The sequence below is a fragment of the Micromonospora sp. NPDC051141 genome (genome assembly GCF_044455765.1).
Taxonomy (GTDB): domain Bacteria; phylum Actinomycetota; class Actinomycetes; order Mycobacteriales; family Micromonosporaceae; genus Micromonospora.
This window is the reverse complement of sequence record NZ_JBITFD010000002.1, coordinates 530,916-551,833: the sequence shown is the minus strand read 5'-3', so window position 1 is coordinate 551,833 and position 20,918 is coordinate 530,916. Positions and strand designations below refer to the sequence as shown.

Below are 20,918 nucleotides of genomic sequence, written 5' to 3'. Positions count from 1 at the left end.
GCCGACGGGCACGGTCGGGCGTCAGCGGGCGCGCAGGCCGTCCAGGACGGCGTCCACGATCCGCTCGGGCAGGATGTGTTCGTCCAGCTCGGGGTGCCAGTGCAGCATGCGCTGGGCGAGCATCGGCGCGGTGAGCAGCGCCATGGCCACCTCGATGTCGAGGTCGGCGCGCAGCTCACCGCTGTCCTTCCCGCGGCGCAGCACCTCGCGCATGGTCTGCCGCCGGGGCTCGATGATCGCCTCGTAGGCCTGCCGGTGGGCGGAGCTGCGGCTCACCTCGGGCACGAGGCACGGCATGATCTTGCGGGCCCGGGGGTCGGTGTGCTGGCCCACGGCGCCGACCAGCAGCACCAGGTCGTCCCGGACGGAACGCCCGCCGGGGCGTGGCGGGACGCCCTTGAGCCGGCGCAGCGCGTCCAGCAGCAGCGCCTCCTTGCCCGACCAGCGGCGGTAGATGGTGGCCTTGCCGACCCCGGCCCGGGCCGCGATCGCCTCGATGGAGAGCGCCTCGATCGTGCTGCCCTCGGCGAGCAGGTCGAGGGTGGCCTCCACGATCGCCTCGTCGGCGCGGGTGCTCCGCGGTCGACCCGGCGATCGCGGAGCACCCGTCGTGGACGTCATGTCAGACATTGTCCACGAACCTACGCGGTCCCGGCCAACTCCGGCTCGGTGGCCGGGGCGGCGGCGGGCGCGACCACCGACCGCCCCGGCATCCACCGCACCACGATCACGACGCCCAGCGCCGCCACCAGCGCGGAGATGCCGGCGGCCCAGTGCATCGCGGAGACGAAGGAGTCGTTGGCGGCATCGATCAGTCGCGGTGCGGCCGGGCCGAGGCGGTCAGCGACCGCGTACGCGCCGGAGACCGACTCCCGGGCGGCGTCGCGGACCGGGGCGGGCAGCGCGGCCACCGCGGGGCCGACCTGGTCGCGGTAGACCGCGGAGAGCACCGAGCCGAGGACCGCCACGCCGAGCGCGCCGGCCACCTGGCGGACCGTGTTGCTGACCGCCGAGCCCACGCCGGCCTTCTCCCGGGGCAGCGCCGACATGATCGACTCGGTGGCCGGCGGCATGATGTTGGCCATTCCGGCGCCCTGCACGAAGCCCACCGCCGAGAAGATCCAGATGGGCGTGTCCGCGTCGATGAACACGAACGCGGCGAGCGCGATCGTGGTCAGCAGCAGCCCGACCGCGGCGACCGCCCGGCCGCCGTAGCGACGGACCATCGCGGCGCTGCGCGGCGCGAAGATCAGCTGGGCGGCCGCGAAGGGCAGGAAGAGCAGGCCGCTCTCCAGCGGGCTGTAGCCGCGCACGAGCTGGAGGTAGAACGCGCCGAAGAACATCACGCCCATGGCGGCGAAGAAGACCAGCCCGACCAGCGCCACCGGGGCGGCGAACCGGGGCACCCGGAACAGCCGCACGTCCAGCGACGGGTGGTCACTGCGCAGCTCGTGGGCGACGAACCAGGCGAGCACCGCGAGCCCGCCGACGATCGCGGCCCAGACCTGCGGCCGGCCGAAGCCGTGCTCGCCACCGTCGATGATGCCGTAGGTGAGGGCGACCAGGCCGACCACGGAGAGCAGCACGCCGAGCACGTCCACCCGGCCGGGGGCGGGATCCCGGGACTCGGGGACCAGCATCGCCACCAGCGCCACGCCGACCACCACCACCGGCACGTTGATCAGGAAGACCGAACCCCACCAGAAGTGCTCCAGCAGGGCGCCGCCGAGCACCGGGCCGATGGCCACGGCGAGACCGACCGCGCCGGCCCAGACGCCGATCGCGCGGGCGCGCTCGCGCGGGTCGAAGACGTTGGAGATGATCGAGAGCGTCACCGGCATGATGGCGGCGCCGCCGACGCCCATCAGGGCCCGCGCGCCGATGAGCTGCGCCGGGTCCTGCGCGTACGCGGAGAGCAGCGAGGCCAGCCCGAACAGCACCAGCCCGAGGATCAGGAAGCGCCGGCGGCCGAAGCGGTCGCCGAGCACGCCGAACGTGAAGAGCAGGCCGGCGAAGACGAGGGTGTAGGAGTTGATCGCCCACTCCAGGTCGCCCTGGCTGGCGCCGAGGCCGTGCACCGGGTCGGCGAGCGTGCGCAGGGCGACGTTGAGGATGGTGTTGTCGAGGACGACCACGAGCAGGCTGATCACCAGCACGCCCAGGATCGCCCACCTCCTCGGGTGTCCGGTGTTTTCGTGCGCTTCCATCTGGGTTCTCCCCCCGGTTCGCCCGCGTCCGAATACGATACGGGGCAGACTCGTAACGCTGCCGAGCGTAGGTGAGCGAGTTTCGATACGGAACAGGTCCGTATCGAATGTGTGCCAGGTCACGCCGCAGCGGCCCCATCCCCCGTGCGCGGCCCCCACCACCCCACACGCCGCGCCCACGCCGCGCGCCACGCCATGCCCCACGCTCGCCCCACGTGCCTGTTTCACGGAAGGAGTGGCCTTCGGGGCCCCGTTAGCCACTATTTCCGTGAAACAGAGCGCGGCCGGTCCCGGGGCGCGGCGGCCCCGGGGCGTCGCGGTCCCGGGGATGGGGACGGGGGCGCGGGCGCGGGGACGCGGGCGCGGGGACGCGGGCGGGGCGCGAGGACGGGCGCGAGGGCGAGGGCGGGGGCGTCGGGAGCTCGGGCCGGTGGGCCCCGCCAGGCGGGGCGCCCATCGCTACCGGAGGCGTTAAGCGGGGGCCCCGCCTTGCAGGCAGGCGGTGGCGGCCTCGGCGAGGGTCGTCAGGCGGCGGGGAGCGGCGGGACCGGGCGGGAACGGCTCGATCCAGCCCGGCCCGGCAGCGAGCAGACGGACGTCCGGGACGTCCCGCCGGAGCCGCACCAGGCGGTACGCCCGACCGGTCACCGGGGTCTGCGACCAGACCACCACCACCCGGGGCCGGACCCGGGCCACGGCGCTGGCCAGCGCGGACCAGGGCAGGGCCGGGCCGAGATGCAGGCAGCCCCGACCGCGCTCGCGCAGCGCCGCCGCCAGGGCGTGCAGCCCCAGGCAGTGCGTCTCGTGCTCGGCGCCGGCGAGCAGCACCCCCTCGACGGGCAGCGGTCGGGTCGGTTCCCGGAGGAACACGTCCAGCCCGACCCGGACGCCCTCGGACAGGGCGTGCTCGACCGCGATCTCGGCGGCGCTGTGCCCGCGCAGCGCGCCCAGCAGCGGCAGGCAGACCTGCTCCCAGAAGGGCGTGACCCCGACCTCGGCGGCGAGGTCGAGCACCAGCCCGGCGACCCGGTTGTCGTCCAGGTCCTCGGCGGCGGTGATGAGCCGTTTACGGGCCGACTCGGCGGCCCCGGCCGGCATGTTCTCGGTCAGCAACGGACGTACCCCCGGGTAGCTCTGCTACCTGGGGGTTCGTCCGGGCGGCCCGATCCGGATGCGCCACCGGGAGGTTCATTCGCGCCGGGCGGCTCCCCGATGACGGGCCAGGTGCGCGACAGTGCCCCAGACGCCCCGCCGGAACAGCAGCACGACCAGCACGAAGATGCCGCCGGTGACCAGCCCGATGGCCTCGAACCCGGAGAACGACAACCAGTCCTCCAGCCGGACCACCAGCGCCGCGCCGAGCACGCCGCCCCACAGCGTGCCGATGCCGCCGAGCACCACCACGATGACCGCCTTGCCGGACGTGGTCCAGTGCAGCACGTCCAGCGAGACGAACCGGTGACCGACCGCGAACAGCCCACCGCCGAGCCCGGCGAGGAACCCGGAGAGCACGAACGCGGTCAGCTTGTAACGGTGCACCGGGTAGCCCAGCGCGCGGGCCCGCGCCGGGTTGTCCCGGATGCCGACCAGCACCCGGCCGAACGGCGAGTGCACGATCCGCCACGCCGCGAGCAGCCCGAGCAGCACGATCGGCAGGATCGCGTAGTAGAAGTAGTAGTCGTCGGTGAGGTCGGCGTCGAAGAACGCGCGCGGCACGCCCTGGAGGCCGTTCTCGCCCTGGGTCACCGAGCGCCACTCGTTGGCCACGTAGTAGACCATCTGCGCGAACGCCAGCGTGACCATCGCGAAGTAGATGCCGGTGCGCTTCACCGCCAGGTAGCCGATCGGCAGCGCGAGCAGCGCCGCGGCCAGCGCGCCGGCCAGCACCGCGGCCGGGAACGGCAGGCCGGCGTGGATCGCGACCAGCCCGGTGACGTACGCCGAGGTGCCCCAGAACGCGGCGTGCCCGAACGACATCAGCCCGGTGAAGCCGAGCAGCAGGTCCACCGAGACGGCGAACAGCGCCCAGCACAGGATGTCCACCGCGACCGCCGGGTAGAGCCCGTTGGGCAGCCAGAGCGCCACCAGCAGGCCGGCGGCCAGCAACGCGTACCGGACCCAGCCGGGCGCCCGCGCCACGGCGAGCAGCCCGGAGCGCGGGGCCGGCTTCCGCACGGGGGTGTCCACCGCACTCGCCCCGGTCATGCCCTGCCGACCGGGCATGCCCTCACGGCCCTCGCTCCGCTCGGTGCGTTCACTCATGCCGGAGCCTCCTCTCGGCCGAACAGGCCGGCCGGACGCCACAGCAGCACGGCGGCCATCACCACGAACACGACGGTCTGCGACACGAGCGGGTAGTCGGACAGGTACGCCTCGCCCCACGCCTGGATCAGGCCGATGCCGAAGCCGGCGGCGACCGAGCCGAAGATCGAGCCGAGCCCGCCGATCACCACCACCGCGAAGACCACGATGATCAGGTCGGCGCCCATCAGCGGGTTGACCGCCCGCATCGGGGCGGCGAGCACCCCGGCCAGCCCGGCGAGCGCGATGCCGAAGCCGAACACCGGGGTGACCCACCTCCCCACGTCGATGCCGAACGCCCGGGTCAGCTCCGGCCGCTCGGTGGCGGCCCGAACCACCATGCCGATCCGGGTCCGCCCGAGCACCCACCAGACCGCCACGCAGAGCAGCACGGTGAAGCCGAGGATGAACACCCGGTACGTCGGGAAGTCGAAGAGCCCGAAGTCGACGGTCCCGCTCAGCTCGGCGGGCGTGGCGTACGGGCTGGACTGCACGCCGTACCGGGACTTGACCAGGTCCTGCAGGATCAGCGTCAGGCCGAAGGTGAGCAGGAAGTTGTAGAGCGGGTCGAGCCGGGTGAGCCGGTGGATCACCGCCCGCTCCAGCACCATGCCGAGCAGGCCCAACGCCAGCGGCATGATCACCAACGCGGCCCAGAACGGCACGCCCGCCTCGGCCAGCAGCACGTACGCCCCGAACGCGCCGAGCATGTAGAACGCGCCGTGGGCGAAGTTCACCACCCGGAGCATGCCGAAGATGACCGCGAGCCCGAGCGCGAGCAGGGCGTAGAACGCTCCGCCCACCAGCCCGTTGAACGTGTTCTGCAGGAAGCCGGACATGTCAGAGCTTGCAGTCGGCCGACGGGGCGCGGAACGCCTCGGCCGCCGGGATGGTCTTGAGGATCTTCACGTAGTCCCACGGTTCCTTGACCTCGGCCTGCGGCTTGACCTGCGCCAGGTAGGCGTCGTGCACGACCCGGTGGTCCTCCGCGCGGATCTTGCCGTTGCGCAGGAACAGGTCGTTGATCTCCTTGCCCTCCAGCTCCTTGACCACGGCGTCGGCGTCGTCGGTACCGGCGGCCTGCACCGCCTCCAGGTACTGCATGGCGGCGGAGTAGTTGGCCGCGTGCGCGAACGACGGCCGGGTCCCGGTCTCGGACTGGAACCGGTCCGCCCACTCCCGGTTCTGCTTGTCGAAGTTCCAGTACCAGGCGTCGGTGTAGGTGGTGCCGGCCAGCGCGGCCGGGGTGAGCGAGTGGATGTCGGTGATGAACATCAGGCCGACGGCCAGCCCGACGCCCTTCTCCCGCAGCTTGAACTCGTTGTACTGCTTGACCACGTTGACCAGTTCCGCGCCGGCCTGCATGGTGCCGAGCACCTGCGGCTTCGGGTTCAGCGTCGGCGCCTTGAGCAGGAACGACGAGTAGTCGCCGCTGGTGTTCGGGAACGGCGCGCCGTCCTTGCCCACGACCTGCCCGCCGGCCGCGCCGATGGCGGCCGTGAAGCTCTTCTCCATGTCCTGTCCGAACGCGTAGTTCGGGTAGAGGATGTACCAGTTCTTGCCGACCTGCTCGGTGGTCACCGTGCCGGTGCCGTGCGCCAGCATGTAGGTGTCGTACGCGTAGTGGAACGTGTACCTGTTGCAGCTCTTGCCGGTCAGGTCCGTGGTCGCCGCGCCGATGTTGAAGTAGAGCTTCTTCTTCTCCTTGGCCACGTCGGCGACCTTCAGCGCCGCCGACGAGGTCGGCACGTCCAGGATCGCGTCGACGCCCTTGCGGTCGACCATCTCCTGGGCCTTGCTGTTGGCCACGTCCGGCTTGTTCTGGTGGTCCGCGGTCTCCACGCTGATGTTCTTCGTGACCGCGTCGTCGCCGTGCTTGGCCTTGAAGTCGGCGATGGCCATCTCCACGGCCTTGACCGAGTTCCGTCCGGACAGCTCCGAGTAGGCCCCCGACTGGTCGTTGAGCACGCCCAGCACGATCTTGTCGCCGGTCAGCTTCGAGTCGCCGCCGGACTGCGGGCCACCGCCGCCGCAGCCGGCCACCAGCAGCGCCGCCGCCGAGGCGGCGGCCACACCCACGCTCCTACGCATGGTCATCCCCTTCGTCGCCGCGCGGTAGGCGCGGGTTCGGCCGTCGACTTGTCAGATCCCGAGGTACGCCAGCAGCTCGCGTTCCCGCGAGCGCACCTCCGTGTTCGCCATCGCCTCCGCGATCCGCCCCTCGGCCAGCAGGTAGTGCCGGTCGGCGACGCCGGTGGCGAAGTGCAGGTTCTGTTCCACCAGCAGCACGGTCACGCCGTGCCGCTTGGCCTCCCGCAGCAGGTCCCCGACCTGCTGCACGAGCAGCGGCGACAGCCCTTCGGTGGGCTCGTCGCAGAGCAGCAGCCGGGCGCCCATGCGCAGCACCCGGGCCAGCGCGAGCATCTGCTGCTCACCGCCGGAGAGCATGGTCGCGGCCGAGTCGCGCCGGGCGTACAGGGCGGGGAACGCCTCGTACACCCGTGCCAGCGGCCACGGGTCGGGGCCGACCCGGGGCGGCAGCGTCAGGTTCTCGGTGACCGTGAGCGTGGCGTACGCGCCCCGGTCGTCGGGGACCCAGCCGAGCCCGGCCCGCGCCCGCTTGTACGCCGGCAGCCGGGAGATGTCCCGCCCGTCGAGGTGCACCGTGCCGCGCTGGCCGGGGTGCAGCCCCATCACGGACCGCAGCAGCGTGGACTTGCCAGCGCCGTTGCGTCCGACCAGGGTGACCACCTCGCCGGCGGCCACCTCCAGGCTCACCTCGCGCAGCACCTGGGCCTCGCCGTACCAGGCAGACAGGTTCTCAATGCGCAGCATCGCTGGCTCCCAGGTAGGCGGTGATGACCCGCTCGTCGGCGCGGACCTGCTCGTACGGCCCCTCGACCAGCACGGCGCCGGCCTGGAGGACGGTGACCGTGTCGGCGAGACGGCCCACCACGCTCATGTTGTGCTCGACCATGACCACGGTCCGGCCGGCGCGGACGGTGGCGATCAGCTCGACGGTGCGGTCGACGTCCTCCAGGCCCATCCCGGCGGTCGGCTCGTCGAGCAGCAGCACCTTCGGGTCCAGGGCGAGCGCGATGGCCAGCTCCAGGGCCCGCTTGCGCCCGTACGCGAGCGCCTCGGCCGGGGCCTCGGCGAGGTCGGCGAGACCGACCATGGCCAACAGTTCGTCGGCCCGGTCCCGGTAGCGGCGCATCAGCTTCGCCGAGCGCCAGAACCGCCAGCCCAGCCCGCTGGGCGACTGGAGCGCCAACTCGACGTGCTCGCGTGCGCCGAGCTGCGGAAAGAGGCTGGTGATCTGGAACGACCGGGCCACGCCGAGCCGGGCCACCCGCTCCGGGGGCAGCCCGGTGACGTCCCGGCCGTCCAGCTCGATCCGGCCGCCGCTGGGCGGCAGGAAGCCGGTGAGCAGGTTGAACAGCGTGGTCTTGCCGGCGCCGTTCGGACCCACCAGGGCGTGCACGGTGCCCGACGCCACGTCCAGGTCGACGCGATCGACGGCCCGGAAACCCCGGAAGTCCCGGGTCAGCCCACGGGCCGACAGGATCGCTTGCCCGGCCATCGCCTCACCCTCCGCAGGTCCGTCCGCCACGGCCGGATCGGTGACCGGGGTCACAGGGCCGTCGCGTGCAGGAAACCTACGGGGCGTCGAACGGGTCGAACCATGTCGATGCACCACACATTCCCCCCGCCCGGCACGGGGCGGACCTCCACAGGCGCCGGGCGCTCCGATCCCATCGGCGGCCGTCGACATGTGGCCCGGCACCGTGCCCGAGGGCCGGCTCCCGCGACCGGGCAGCGGACCGGCCCGGTGACCGGGTGGTGGGTTCACCGACCGACGGCGTACTCCGGCAGGTCGAGCCCGTCGGCGTGGCTGAAGAACAGCCGGGTGGCGAGCCCGCGCACCGGCCGGGACGCCAGCACCCGCATCGACGCGTCCCGCATCCGGATCGCGGCCCGGCCGGCCGGCAGGAACCCGGCGAGTCCACCGCCCGGGATCTCCTGCCCCTTCGCCACGTGCGCCCGCAGCCGCTCCTCGAACCGCCGGTAACCGGCCCGGTGGTCGCCCCCGGCGACGGCCATCTCGCCGGCCAGCAGGTACGCGCCGACCAGCGCGAGACTGGTGCCCTGCCCGGTCAACGGGGACGGGCACCAGGCCGCGTCGCCGAGCAACCCGACCCGGCCCGCGTGCCACGAGTCCATCCGCACCTGGGCGTACCTGTCGAAGTAGAAGTCGGTGGCGGCGGGCGCGGCGGCCAGCAGCTCGGCCGCGCGCCAGCCCACGTCGGCGAACCGCTCGGCCAGCAGCCGTTGCTGGGCCGCCCGGTCCCGCCGGTCCACGTCGAGCGCGTCGGAGCGGAAGCTGAACAGCGCCGCGGTGCGGCCGTCCCGGGTCGGCCGGACGCCGACCACCCGACCGCCGGGCGCGTTGTGCATCCGGAACCACCCGTCGGCGTCCGGACACGGGGTGGAGAAGTACGCCAGGTACGCCCCGAGCGGCCGCACGTACGCCGACTCCGGGCCGAACGCCAACGCGCGGGTGCGGGAGTGCGAGCCGTCCGCGCCGACCACCAGGTCGACGGTGCGCGGGGCGGAACGGTCGAAGGTGAGCCGCACCCCGTCGGCGTCCTGCGCCAGCGTCTCGATCGAGTCGTCGAAGACGTACTCGACGTGGTCGCGGGTCGCCTCGTACAGCAGCCGGGCCAGGTCACCGCGCTGGATCTCCAGATCGGCGACGATCCCCTCCCCGCCGAACGCCGCCACCGGCAGCCGGGCCCGGGTCCAGCCCCGCGCGTCCACGTACGCCATGCCGTGTTCGTGGACGCCGACGGCCCGGACCAGGTCGGTCAGTCCCATCCGGTCGAGCACGGTCCGGGCGGTCCCCCGCACGTCGACCGCCTGCCCGCCGGGGCGCAGCCCCGGCGCGCGTTCCACCACGGTCACCGCCCAGCCGTGCCGGGCCAGCCAGAAGGCGAGCGCCGGGCCGGCCACGCCGGCCCCGGAGATGAGCACTGTCGGTTCGTTCATCGGGTCTCCCCTGTTCGCACCCGTCGGTCGGGTCGGACGCTAGGTCCGCCCGGCCGGCGGGACGCGCCGCGACCTAGTACGCCGCCCGCGCACGGCCCCCCGGGCCACCCACCGCACTAGTACGCTTCGGCGCGGAGGTGCCGGGATGCCAGCGCAGCGCGGACCGCGACCGCAGCCGCCGTACCAGCGGATCGCCACCGAGATCCGGCACCGGATCGAGCGGGGCGAGCTGCGACCGGGCGACCGGGTGCCCTCGGCCCGGCAGCTCACCCGCGAACACGGCATCGCCATCGCCACCGCGACCCGGGTGCTGGCCCGCCTGCGCGACGACGGCCTGGTGCGCACCCGGCCCGGCGCCGGCACGGTCGTGGCCGAGCCCACCGGCCCGGCCCGGCCGGCGCGGTCGCGACCCGAGCTGAGCCGCGACCGGGTGCTGCGGACCGCTGTCGCGCTGGCCGACGCCGGCGGGCTGGGCGCGGTCTCGCTGCGGTCGGTCGCCGCCGAGCTGGGCGTGGCCACGCTGGCGCTGCAGCGGCACGTGCGCAGCCGGGACGAGCTGGTCCTGGCGATGGCCGACGCGGCGCTGGCCGAGGCGCCGCTGCCGGCGGTCGAGCCGGCCGGCTGGCGGGCCCGGCTGGAGGCGCTGGCCCGGGCGCAGTGGGCGGTCTACCGACGGCACCGCTGGGTGCCGCACGTCATCACCATCGCCCGGCCGCAGCCGCTGCCGCACGGCATGGCGCACACCGACCGGGCGCTGCGGGCCACCGCCGGCCTGGGCCTGGACCGGCACGCGCGCTGGCACGTGGCGATCACGCTGATGGCGTACGTGAAGGGCGTCGCGGTCAACCTGGAGGCCGGCGCGCAGGCGGTGCAGGACACCGGGCTCACCGACGAGGAGTGGGTAAACCGGCAGCAGGACACGTTCCACCGGCTGATGGCCGGCGGCCGGCTGACCACCATGGACGCGCTGACCGTCGGCGGCGTCGACCTGGACCTGGAGACCGTCTTCGACTTCGGCCTGCGGCGGCTGCTCGACGGCGTCGCGGTCCTGGTCGACGGCGGGCTCACTCCGGGAACGTGACCACCCAGCGGGCGCCCTCGCCCCGGGCCAGCCGGTCCAGCGCGGCGGGCGCCTCGGCCAGCGACACCATGCCGCTGACCAGCGGCGCCAGGTCGAGGTCACCGGCGGCGAGCGCGGCAGCCAGCTCCGGCACCTCCCGGTCCGGGTCGGTCGAGCCGTAGACCGAGGAGCGCAGCGTCCGCGCCGAGTGGAAGATCTCCATCGCGGAGAGGCTGAGCAGGTCGTCCCGGCCGCCCATGCCGACCACGGTGACCGCGCCTCCGCGCCGGGTCGCCCGCCAGGCGGCGCGGATGGTGGCGGCCCGGCCGACGCACTCGAACGCGTGGTCCACCCCGCGCCCGTCGGTGCGGGCCCGGATCTCCCGGCTCAGCGCGTCGTCGGCGGGCAGGAAGTCGGTCGCGCCGGCGGCCAGGGCCAGCTCCCGTTTGGCCGCCACCACGTCGACGGCGAGGATCGGCGTCGCGCCGGCCCGGCGCGCGGCGGTGAGCACGGCCAGCCCGACGCCGCCCAGCCCGATCACCGCGACCGACTCGCCGGCGGCGACCCGGGCGGTGTTGCGGACCGCGCCGGTGCCGGTGAGCACCGCGCAGCCCAGCAGCGCCGCCTGCGCCGGTGGCAGCCCGGCCGGCACCGGCACGGCCGCCCGTTCCGGCACCACCACCTCCTCGGCGAGCGCGCCGAGCCCGAGCGTGACCTGCATCGGCTCCCCGTCGGCGGTCTCGCCGCGCGGCACCGAGGCAGCGCCGTTCGCGACGCAGAGCCAGGGCTCGCCGTGCCGGCAGTGCCAGCAGTCGCGGCAGGCGGGCGCCCAGTTGAGCACCACCGGCGTGCCCACGGGCAACACGGTGCCGGGCCCGATCTCGACCACCACGCCGGTCGCCTCGTGCCCCAGCACCAGCGGGTAACCCGGCGTCAGCGTGCCCTGCACCATGGCCAGATCGGAGTGGCACAGGCCGGCGGCGCGGATCCGGACCCGCAGCTCACCCGGGCCCGGGGCGGGCAGGCGCACCTCCTCGACGGCCGGGGTCGCGCCCCGGCCGCGTACCACGAGCGCCCTCATCGCCGGACCGCCGGCAGCGGGCGCGGGACGGGCGGTGTGGCGACGGGATCCATGGCGTCCTTCGGGGCGGAGATCGACGGTGGGTCCTCGACGCTACCCCCGACCAGCTCGGAGCCGACGCCGACCCGGGGAGGCGGCTACCCGAGGATCGGTGGCCACCTGGCCTGAGCCGGGGCTCAACCCGTCAGCGCCTCCAGGGCCAGGTCGACGTCCGCCTCGGTGGTGTAGAGGTGGAACGAGGCGCGCACCCGGCCGGCCCGCACCGCCGCCCGCACCCCGGCCCGGGCCAGCCTCTCCTGCGCGTCCGGCACCTCGACGGTGACGATCGCGCTGTCGCCGGGCGGGCGGCCCAGCCCGGCCAGGAACCGGTTGGCCAGCGCCACGTCGTGGTCGCGCACCGCCACCGGGTCGAGTTCGGTGAGCAGCTCCAGCACCGGCGCCGCGCCGGCGTAGCAGAGCCAGGACGGGGAGATGTCGAACCGGCGGGCGTCGTCGGCCAGCCGCAGCGGCAGGCCGTAGAACGAGGCGCTCGGGTCGCGGCCGGCGTACCAACCGGCGGCGTCGGCCCGCATCCGCTCGCGCAACGCCGGCGCCAGGTAGGCGAAGGCCGCACCACGCGGCGCCATCAACCACTTGTACGCCCCCACCAGCACCGCGTCCGCCCGGCCCGCCGCGAACGGCAGCCACCCGCAGGCCTGGGTGGCGTCGACCACCACGAGCGCGTCGTGCGACCGGGCCGCCGCGACGATCTCGTCGTACGGGGCGACCGTGCCGTCGGCGGACTGCACCAGGCTGAACGCCACCAGGTCGGTGTCGGCGTCGATGGCGTCGACCAGGCCGTCGAGCGGGACGGTGCGGACCCGCACGCCGCGCTCCTCCTGCACCAACCAGGGGAACAGGATCGAGGTGAACTCGACCTCGGGCACCACCACCGTGGCTCCCGGCGGCAGCGCCGCCGCGATCGGCGCCGCCAGCTGGGAGACGGCCGCGCCGATGCTCACGTCGGCCGCGTCCACGCCGACCAGCCGGGCGAACGCGGCCCGGGAGCGCCCGACCGACTCGTCCCACACCTCGAACGACACCCGGCCGCTCCGCCACTCGGCGAGCACCTGCTGCACCGCCGTCCACACCGGATCCGGCGGCAACCCGTAGGTCGCCGTGTTCAACCAGCCCGGCTCCGGTTGCCACAACTTCCGTGCCTGCTCCAGCTCCATGCCACCGACGCTAACCACCCCACCCCCCACCCAAAACCGCCAATCCCACCCCCGTGGCCACCCCGCCCCCATCCCCCTCACCCTCGTCGATCTTGCGGTTTCGGCCCCTTCGGTGGGTGCTTCGTCGGTTTCGCCGGGGCACAAAGTGCAAGATCCGGGGGGGGTCCCTATGGGTTTCGTCAAGGGGTTCACCACTGTGCGTCTAGCTGGGCGAGGCGTCGGCGAAGTTGGCTGGCGTCATGCTGCGGCAGGGCATGGGTGATGACGTGCAGGATGCGGCGGAGTTCTAGCGGGTCAGGGCAGCACGCGAGGACGCCGCAGCCGTATGCGGGGTCGAAGAGTCGGTGGGCTGGGTCGCGGAGAAATCGTTCCCAGGCGGTCAGGGCCTCGTGTGCGGCTCCTGGCCACAGACGCGCGCGTTCGAGTTGGGCGATGCTGGCTCTGCCGCGTGCTGTTAGGCCGGGCAAGGTAGAGACGGCGTGATCGAGTCGGCGGTATGTTTCGGCGCGCACTCTCGCTGGTGACCTACGCGCCATGACCCTTTCTGATGATCGTCATGGCTGACATGGTGACACACCAGCGGGTTGGTCACGTGTGGCGTGGCTTCTTCATGCGGCGGTTGGGCGGGGTTGGTAGGGGATCTTGTCGCGGAGCATGGCGAACAGGACGTCGCAGCGGCGTCGGGCGAGGCAGATGAGGGCGGCGTTGTGGCGTTTGCCCTCAGCTCTCTTGCGGTCGTAGTAGGCCCTGCTCACGGGGTCGGCGAGGGCGGCGAACGCGGCGAGGAAAAGGGCTCGTTTGAGGTTCTTGTTGCCGCCCCTTGGTGGGTGTTCGCCGCGGATGCTGCTGCCGGATCGTCGGGTCACGGGGGCAAGCCCGGCGTAGGCGGCGAGGTGGCCGGGGGGTGGCGAAGGCGGTGCCGTCGCCGACTTCGAGCAGGATCCGGGCGGCGGTCCTGACGCCGATGCCGGGCATCGAGGTCAGGACCGGGGCAAGAGGGTGCGCATCAAGCATCCCCTCGACTTGGGTGGCGACCTGGTCGCGTTGGCGAAGGGTTTCGCGGAGGCTGTCAGCGAGGCGGGGCAGGATCGTTTCCGCAGCCTGGGTGCCGGGGACGGTGACGGTCTGCTCGTCGAGGGCGGTCATGATCTGCTCGACGAGTCGGTCCCCCATGCGGGGTGCGTGGACGGCGGCGATCGAGAGTAGTTTGCGGCGGCCGGCCTTGCGCAGACCAGCCGGTCCGCCGCAGCGTGACAGCAGCTCCAGCACGGCTCTGTGCTGCACCTTCGGGCCGAGAACCCGTGCCAGGGCGGGATGGATCTGCGTCAGCAGGCCCCGGATGCGGTTGGACACGCGGGTGGCTTCGCCAGCGAGGTCGTCGTCGAAGCCAACCAGGACTTCCAGCTCAGCCAGGGTCTCGTCGCCGGTGTCGACCCGCCGCAGTGTGTGCGGCAGAGTGCGGGCCGCGTCAGCGATGACGTAGGCGTCGCGGGCGTCGGTCTTCGCCGTGCCGGGGTGCAGATCGGCGATCCGGCGCATCGCCAGTCCGGGCAGGTAGGCCACCTGATGACCGCACGCCCGAGCCACCGCGACCGGCAAGGCGCCGATCGAGGCGGGCTGGTCGACCACGACCAAGACTCGACCGTGACGGGCGAGTTTGTCGAACAGTTGCCGCAGCCGGACCTCGGTATTCGGCAACGCCGCGTCGTGCAGCCGCTTGCCGTCCGGCGCCAACCCGACCGCGTGATGATCACCCTTACCGACGTCCAAGCCCAGGAAGACGCCGTATCCGTCGTGCACCAAGACCCGCCTCCACGCACCGCATCGTGGCCTCGGCCGCAATCAGGGCGTCGGACTGCCGGCAGCCACGTTACGAAGAGACCTACCCCGAACACGGGTGGCCGTGTCCCTATCAGCGGTCCACCGACGCCACCCGGCCCGGCGACAACACCCCCCGGATCATCCAAACGACAGGGGCAGGAAGTCATACCGGGCCGAGCGACCGAGAGTCCCCGGCTGGGGACGATCAAAAAGGTAACGGGGGGGAGGTGGGGCGGGGTCAGGGGGTGGTGGAGGTGGCGAGGGGGCGGTCGGGGTGGGGTGAGGTGGCGGGGTCGGCGGGGGGCTCGTCGTCGTCGAGCATGCTGGTCTCGTCGAACGGGCGGTCGCCGGAGAGCACGGCGCGGGCCTGCTCCCGGTCGAACTCCCCGGTCCAGGTGCCCACCAGCACGGTCGCCACCGCGTTGCCGGCGAAGTTGGTCAGCGCCCGTGCCTCGGACATGAACCGGTCGATGCCGACGATCAGGCCGACGCCGTCGACCAGGTCCGGCCGGTGCGACTGGAGGCCGCCGGCCAGCGTGGCCAGCCCGGCGCCGGTCACGCCGGCCGCGCCCTTGGACGCGATCACCATGAACACCAGCAGCGAGATCTGCTCCCCGACCGCGAGCGGCTTGCCCAGCGCGTCGGCCACGAAGAGCGCGGCCATGGTCAGGTAGATCGCGGTGCCGTCGAGGTTGAAGGAGTAGCCGGTGGGGACCGTGATGCCGACGACCGGCCGGCTGACGCCGACGTGCTCCATCTTCGCGATCAGCCGGGGCAGCGCCGACTCCGACGACGAGGTGGACAGGATCAGCAGGAACTCGCGGCCCAGGTAGCGCAGCAGCGAGAAGATCGAGATCCGGGCGATCAGGCGCATCAGCAGGCCGAGCACCACGATCACGAAGATCAGGCAGGTGGCGTAGAAGCCGAGCATGATCTGGGCCAGACTCTTCAGCGCGTCCACGCCGGTGGCGCCGACCACCGCCGCCATCGCGCCGAACGCGCCGATCGGCGCCAGCCACATGATCATCGCCAGCACCTTGAAGACCAGGCGCTGGAGCACGCCGATCGCCCGCAGCACCGGCTCGCCCCGGCGGCCCATGCCCTGCACCGCGAAGCCGACCAGCAGCGCCACCAGCAGGGTCTGGAGCACCTCGCCCTCGGTCAGCGCGGAGACCAGCGTGGTCGGGATGATGCCGAGCAGGAAGTCGACGGTGCCGCCGCCCTCCTCGCCGGCCGCGGACCGGCCCGCGTCGGCCACGTCCGGCCCCAGGTCCAGGCCGGCGCCGGGGTGGATGACGTTGCCGACCACCAGGCCGATGGCCAGCGCCACGGTGGACATGACCAGGAAGTAGCCGAGCGCGAGACCGCCGACCTTGCCCACCTTGGCCGCCTGCCGGACCGAACCGACCCCGAGCACGATGGTGCAGAAGATGACCGGACTGATCATCATCTTGATCAGGTTCACGAAGCCGGTGCCGAGCGGTTTCAGCGCCTTGCCGACGTCCGGTGCGACCAGACCGACCACGATGCCGGCGACGACGGCGGCGATGACCGCCAGGTAGAGGTACCGGGTCCGGTCCCGCCGGGCGGGCCGGACGTCCTCGGGGGCGGAGGTGGTGGTGTCCATGCCCATACTGTGAGGCAGGTCTCAGCGAACCGCACGAGGGGCGGGCAGGTCCGCGAGCGTGGCCGCCAGCTCCGCCCGGACCCGCTCCAGCGGCCAGGCGGCCAGTTCGGGCAGGCCGTGCCGCGCCCGCAGTCGCCGCACCGCCGCCAGGCCGACCAGGTAGCCGCAGCGCGCGGGCAGGTCGCCGCGCAGCGGCGAGTCCCGCTTGAGGAAGTAGGCGGCGTGGTGGTCCGGGTCGGTGGCGTCCAGGTCGGCCCGGACCCGGCCCAGGATCTCCGGCCAGCGACGGCGGCACTCGTCCAGCCAGGCCCGGTGGCCGGGACGACCGAACCAGAGGTACGCCTCCGGCGGCCGGCCCGGGTCCAGTTCGGCGGTGACCTGGGTGGCCAGCCCTTCGGCGAAGAGATGGGTCGCCACCCCGTACTCGGGCCAGTCGCGGATGCCGGCCCGCCGGTCGTGCACCACGTGCGCGGCCTCGTGCCGCACCAGCAGCCCGACGTCCTCCCCCGGGCCGAGCAGTTCCACGGCGAGGAAGAGCGCGTAGCGACCGCCCAGGTCGTCGGCCCAGCCGTTGGCCTGGTGCAGCCCGACCAGCACCACGCACTCGACCGGTCCACCCTGGCCCGACCAGCCCAGCGCGCCGGCCGCGTCCGCGACGCCGGCCGGCAGCAGGTCGCGTACCGCCTCGGCACGCGCGGCCAGGTCGGCGACCCGGTCGCGGAGCCCGGCCACGGCGGCGGTCACCGACGCCGGTTCGGACCACTCACCATCCCGGTCGAGCACCCGGAACACGTCCGGGTGCCGGTCCAGGTAGTCGGACCGCCAGTGCCGCGGCCAGCGGTCGGCCGGCGCCGACCGGCACTCGTCCAGGCAGGCCAGCGCGTCGGGCACGAGGTCACGGACGTGCAGCAGATGATCGGGCGGCATCCCGTCGATGCTGCCCGATCACCGCCCGGACCGCCCGGTCAGCTCACGTTGGCCGGGCCCAGGACGCTCTTCAGGTCACCCATCAACGCGGTGGTCGCGGCGACCCGGAACGGCCCGAGACGCAGCGTGGTGACCTTGCCGCCGTTGAGCAGCTTGACGTGCACCTCGGTGTCGCCGGGGTGCAGCACCAGCGTCTCCTTGAGCCGCTCGACGAGCGGCGGCGTGCAGCGGTGCACCGGGATGGTCAGCGTGACCGGCTTGGTCCCCGGGTTGCTGGTGACGTCCGGCATGGACATGTCCATCGCCATGATCCGGGGGGTGTCGTCGCGACGGTCCACCCGGCCCTTGACCACCACGATCGCGTCCTCGGCGATGTACTGCCCGATCACCTCGTAGGTGTTGGGGAAGAACAGCGTCTCGACGCCGCCGGCGAGGTCTTCGAGCGTGGCCGAGGCCCAGGCCCGGCCCTGCTTGGTGACCCGGCGCTGCACGCCGGAGAGGATGCCGGCGAGGGTGACCACCGCGCCGTCGGGCACGGTGCCCTCCTCGGACAGCGCGGCGATGGTGGTGTCGGCCGCCGCGCCGAGCACGTGTTCCAGGCCGAACAGCGGGTGGTCGGAGACGTACAGGCCGAGCATCTCGCGTTCGAACGCCAGCTTGTCGCGCTTGTCCCACTCGCTGTCCGCGATGACCGGCATGACGGTGGTGCTGCCGCCGGCGTCCGCGTCGCCGAACCCGGCGCCGAACAGGTCGTACTGGCCGACCGCCTCCTTGCGCTTGACGTCGGCGTACGCGTCGATGGCGTCGGCGTGCACGGCGAGCAGGGCCTTGCGCGGGTGACCGAGCGAGTCGAACGCGCCGGCCTTGATCAGCGATTCGATGGTCTTCTTGTTGCAGGCCACCGCGTCGACCTTGGACAGGAAGTCGTAGAAGTCGGCGTACTCGCCCTTCTCCTCGCGGCAGCGCATGATCGAGGCGACCACGTTCGCGCCGACGTTGCGGACCGCGCCGAGGCCGAAGCGGATCTCCTTGCCGACCGGGGTGAACGGGCCGGCGGAGGTGTTCACGTCCGGCGGCAGGACCTGGATCCGCATTCGGCGGCACTCGGACAGGTAGAGCGCCATCTTGTCCTTGTCGTCGCCGACGGAGGTGAGCAGCGCCGCCATATATTCCGCCGGGTAGTGCGCCTTCAGGTAGGCGGTCCAGTACGACACCAGGCCGTACGCGGCGGAGTGGGCCTTGTTGAACGCGTAGCCGGCGAACGGCACCAGGACGTCCCACACCGCCTGGATGGCGTCGTCGGGGTAGCCGCGTTCGCGGCAGCCGTCCCGGAACGGGACGAACTCCTTGTCCAGGATCTCCTTCTTCTTCTTGCCCATCGCGCGGCGCAGCAGGTCGGCCTGGCCGAGCGTGTAGCCGGCGAGGATCTGCGCGGCGCGCTGCACCTGCTCCTGGTAGACGATCAGGCCGTAGGTGGGCGCGAGGATCTCGCGCAGCGGCTCCTCCAGCGCCGGGTGGATCGGGGTGATCTCCTGGAGGCCGTTCTTGCGCAGCGCGTAGTTGGTGTGCGAGTCCACGCCCATCGGGCCGGGCCGGTAGAGCGCCAGCACGGCGGAGATGTCCTCGAAGTTGTCCGGCTTCATCATCCGCAGCAGCGAGCGCATCGGCCCGCCGTCGAGCTGGAACACGCCGAGGGTGTCACCACGGGCGAGCAGTTCGTACGCGGCCTTGTCGTCCAGCGGCAGGCCGAGCAGGTCCAGCTCCTTGCCGTGGTTGAGCTGGATGTTCTTCACCGCGTCGTCGATGATGGTCAGGTTGCGCAGGCCGAGGAAGTCCATCTTCAGCAGCCCGAGCGACTCGCAGGTCGGGTAGTCGAACTGCGTGATGATGACGCCGTCGGCGTCGCGCCGCATCAGCGGGATGTGCTCGATGATCGGCTCGGCGGACATGATGACGCCGGCCGCGTGCACACCGGTCTGCCGGATCAGGCCCTCGATGCCCTTCGCGGTCTCGATGACCTTCTTGACGTCCGGGTCGGTCTCGTAGAGGCCGCGGATCTCGCCCGCCTCCGCGTAGCGCGGGTGCTTCGGGTCGAAGATGCCGGAGAGCGGGATGTCCTTGCCCATCACCGCCGGTGGCATGGCCTTGGTGATCCGGTCACCGACCGCGTACGGGAAGCCGAGGACCCGGGCCGAGTCCTTGATCGCGGCCTTCGCCTTGATCGTGCCGAACGTGGCGATCTGCGCGACCTTGTCCTCGCCCCACTTGTCGGTCACGTATTTGATCACCTCGCCGCGCCGACGCTCGTCGAAGTCGATGTCGACATCCGGCATCGAGACGCGCTCGGGGTTGAGGAACCGCTCGAAGATCAGGCCGTGCGGGATCGGGTCCAGGTCGGTGATGCCCAGCGCGTACGCGACGAGCGAGCCGGCCGCCGAACCACGGCCGGGGCCGACCGCGATGCCCTGGCTCTTCGCCCACTGGATGAAGTCGGCGACCACGAGGAAGTAGGACGGGAAGCCCATCTGGATGATGACGCCCAGCTCGTACTCGGCCTGGACGACGTGGCCCTCCGGGATGCCGTTCGGGAAGCGGCGCTTGAGCCCGGCGAACGTCTCCTTGCGGAACCAGGACTCCTCGGTCTCGCCGTCCGGGATCGGGAACCGCGGCATCAGGTTGTGGAACGTGAACATGCCGGTCGGGTCGACCTTCTCGGCCACCAGCAGCGTGTTGCGGCAGCCCTGCTGCCACAGCTCGGACGAGTCGACCGCGCGCATCTGGTCGGCGGACTTGACGAAGTAGCCGCCGCCCTCGAAGCGGAACCGGTTGGGGTCGGCGACGTTGCTGCCGGTCTGCACGCAGAGCAGCACGTCGTGCGCCTCGGCCTGCGCCTCGTGGGTGTAGTGCGAGTCGTTGGTGACCACCGGCGGGATGTCGAGCTTGTGGGCGATCTCGGTGAGCCCGTCGCGGACCCGGCGCTCGATGTCGAGGCCGTGGTCCATGATCTCCAGGAAGTAGTTCTCCTTGCCGAAGATGTCCTGGTACGCGGCGGCGACCTTGAGCGCCTCGTCGAACTGGCCGAGCCGCAGCCGGGTCTGCACCGCGCCGGAGGGACAGCCGGTGGTGGCCATGATGCCCTCGGCGTGCTCGGCGATCAACTCCATGTCCATCCGGGGCCACTTGACGTAGTGGCCCTCCATCGAGGCGCGGGAGTTGAGCCGGAACATGTTGTGCAGGCCGGTGCGGTTCGCCGCCCACATGGTCATGTGGGTGATGGCGCCGTTGCCGGAGACGTCGTCGCTCTTCTGCTCGGGACGCCCCCACTTAACCCGCGCCTTGTGGAAGCGCGACTCCGGCGCCACGTACGCCTCGACGCCGAGGATGGGCTTGACCCCGGCGGCCATGGCCTGCTTGTAGAAGTCGTTCGCGCCGTGCATGTTGCCGTGGTCGGTGATCGCCACGGCCGGCATGCCGAGCCGGGCCGCCTCGGCGAACAGGTCCTTGAGGCGGGCCGCACCGTCGAGCATCGAGTACTCGGTGTGTACGTGCAGATGCGCGAACGAATCGCCCATGCGTGGCGCCCCCCGGGTTGTGGATCAAGCTGCGTCGGAGTCGACCGACCCACCCTACC

At 72.5% G+C, this 20,918-nt stretch carries 15 protein-coding genes and 1 pseudogene; 1 reads left to right on the top strand and 15 read right to left on the bottom strand.

Features of this window, described 5'->3' with window-relative positions:
• Window positions 1-21: 21 nt before the first annotated feature.
• The 9 genes from ACIA6B_RS04880 to ACIA6B_RS04840 form a co-directional block, all read right to left on the bottom strand.
• Window positions 22-630 (bottom strand): TetR/AcrR family transcriptional regulator, encoded by a 609-nt coding sequence (locus ACIA6B_RS04880; RefSeq protein WP_396771034.1) that lies wholly within the window; start codon window positions 628-630, stop codon window positions 22-24.
• A gap of 11 nt (window positions 631-641) precedes the next feature.
• A complete protein-coding gene (locus tag ACIA6B_RS04875) occupies window positions 642-2,207 on the bottom strand; it encodes an MFS transporter (RefSeq protein ID WP_396771032.1) in 1,566 nt (521 codons plus the stop codon).
• 471 nt (window positions 2,208-2,678) lie between these two features.
• Window positions 2,679-3,320 carry a transcriptional regulator gene (locus ACIA6B_RS04870; RefSeq protein WP_396771030.1) on the bottom strand — a complete coding sequence of 214 codons (642 nt, stop codon included), beginning with the start codon at window positions 3,318-3,320 and terminating at the stop codon, window positions 2,679-2,681.
• A 75-nt stretch (window positions 3,321-3,395) separates the two neighbouring features.
• Window positions 3,396-4,412, bottom strand: coding sequence for a branched-chain amino acid ABC transporter permease (locus tag ACIA6B_RS04865; RefSeq protein WP_396771224.1), 1,017 nt, complete (start codon window positions 4,410-4,412; stop codon window positions 3,396-3,398).
• 53 nt (window positions 4,413-4,465) lie between these two features.
• Window positions 4,466-5,347, bottom strand: a complete 882-nt coding sequence (locus ACIA6B_RS04860) for a branched-chain amino acid ABC transporter permease (RefSeq protein WP_269692585.1) — start codon at window positions 5,345-5,347, stop codon at window positions 4,466-4,468.
• A 1-nt stretch (window position 5,348) separates the two neighbouring features.
• Window positions 5,349-6,605: an ABC transporter substrate-binding protein gene (locus ACIA6B_RS04855; protein WP_396771027.1), complete on the bottom strand. Its 1,257-nt coding sequence runs from the start codon at window positions 6,603-6,605 to the stop codon at window positions 5,349-5,351.
• A gap of 45 nt (window positions 6,606-6,650) precedes the next feature.
• Complete coding sequence (locus ACIA6B_RS04850; RefSeq protein ID WP_396771025.1) at window positions 6,651-7,343, bottom strand: ABC transporter ATP-binding protein; 693 nt, start codon at window positions 7,341-7,343, stop codon at window positions 6,651-6,653.
• On the bottom strand, window positions 7,330-8,091 hold the full coding sequence (locus ACIA6B_RS04845; RefSeq protein WP_396771023.1) for an ABC transporter ATP-binding protein: 762 nt from the start codon (window positions 8,089-8,091) through the stop codon (window positions 7,330-7,332). The genes ACIA6B_RS04850 and ACIA6B_RS04845 overlap by 14 nt, the downstream gene beginning before the upstream one ends.
• Window positions 8,092-8,357: 266 nt before the next feature.
• Window positions 8,358-9,557 (bottom strand): FAD-dependent monooxygenase, encoded by a 1,200-nt coding sequence (locus ACIA6B_RS04840; RefSeq protein ID WP_396771021.1) that lies wholly within the window; start codon window positions 9,555-9,557, stop codon window positions 8,358-8,360.
• A gap of 145 nt (window positions 9,558-9,702) precedes the next feature.
• On the opposite strand from ACIA6B_RS04840, the gene ACIA6B_RS04835 reads away from it, so the two are divergent.
• Window positions 9,703-10,638 (top strand): TetR/AcrR family transcriptional regulator C-terminal domain-containing protein, encoded by a 936-nt coding sequence (locus ACIA6B_RS04835; protein ID WP_396771019.1) that lies wholly within the window; start codon window positions 9,703-9,705, stop codon window positions 10,636-10,638.
• On the opposite strand, the gene ACIA6B_RS04830 is transcribed toward ACIA6B_RS04835, so the two are convergent.
• From ACIA6B_RS04830 to dnaE, 6 genes and pseudogenes are all read right to left on the bottom strand, one after another.
• Window positions 10,622-11,698: an alcohol dehydrogenase catalytic domain-containing protein gene (locus ACIA6B_RS04830; RefSeq protein WP_396771017.1), complete on the bottom strand. Its 1,077-nt coding sequence runs from the start codon at window positions 11,696-11,698 to the stop codon at window positions 10,622-10,624. The two genes, ACIA6B_RS04835 and ACIA6B_RS04830, sit on opposite strands and share 17 nt — an antisense overlap.
• A gap of 176 nt (window positions 11,699-11,874) precedes the next feature.
• Window positions 11,875-12,912 carry an aminotransferase class V-fold PLP-dependent enzyme gene (locus ACIA6B_RS04825; RefSeq protein WP_396771015.1) on the bottom strand — a complete coding sequence of 346 codons (1,038 nt, stop codon included), beginning with the start codon at window positions 12,910-12,912 and terminating at the stop codon, window positions 11,875-11,877.
• 608 nt (window positions 12,913-13,520) lie between these two features.
• Window positions 13,521-14,712, bottom strand: a pseudogene (locus ACIA6B_RS04820) (IS110 family transposase).
• Between the two features lie 259 nt (window positions 14,713-14,971).
• Entirely contained in the window at window positions 14,972-16,360 is a 1,389-nt protein-coding gene (locus tag ACIA6B_RS04815; protein ID WP_396771013.1) for a cation:dicarboxylate symporter family transporter, read from the bottom strand.
• A gap of 21 nt (window positions 16,361-16,381) precedes the next feature.
• Window positions 16,382-17,287, bottom strand: a complete 906-nt coding sequence (locus tag ACIA6B_RS04810; RefSeq protein WP_396771011.1) for a hypothetical protein — start codon at window positions 17,285-17,287, stop codon at window positions 16,382-16,384.
• Between the two features lie 38 nt (window positions 17,288-17,325).
• Complete coding sequence (gene dnaE, locus ACIA6B_RS04805) at window positions 17,326-20,859, bottom strand: DNA polymerase III subunit alpha (RefSeq protein WP_396771009.1); 3,534 nt, start codon at window positions 20,857-20,859, stop codon at window positions 17,326-17,328.
• Between the last annotated feature and the right edge of the window lie 59 nt (window positions 20,860-20,918).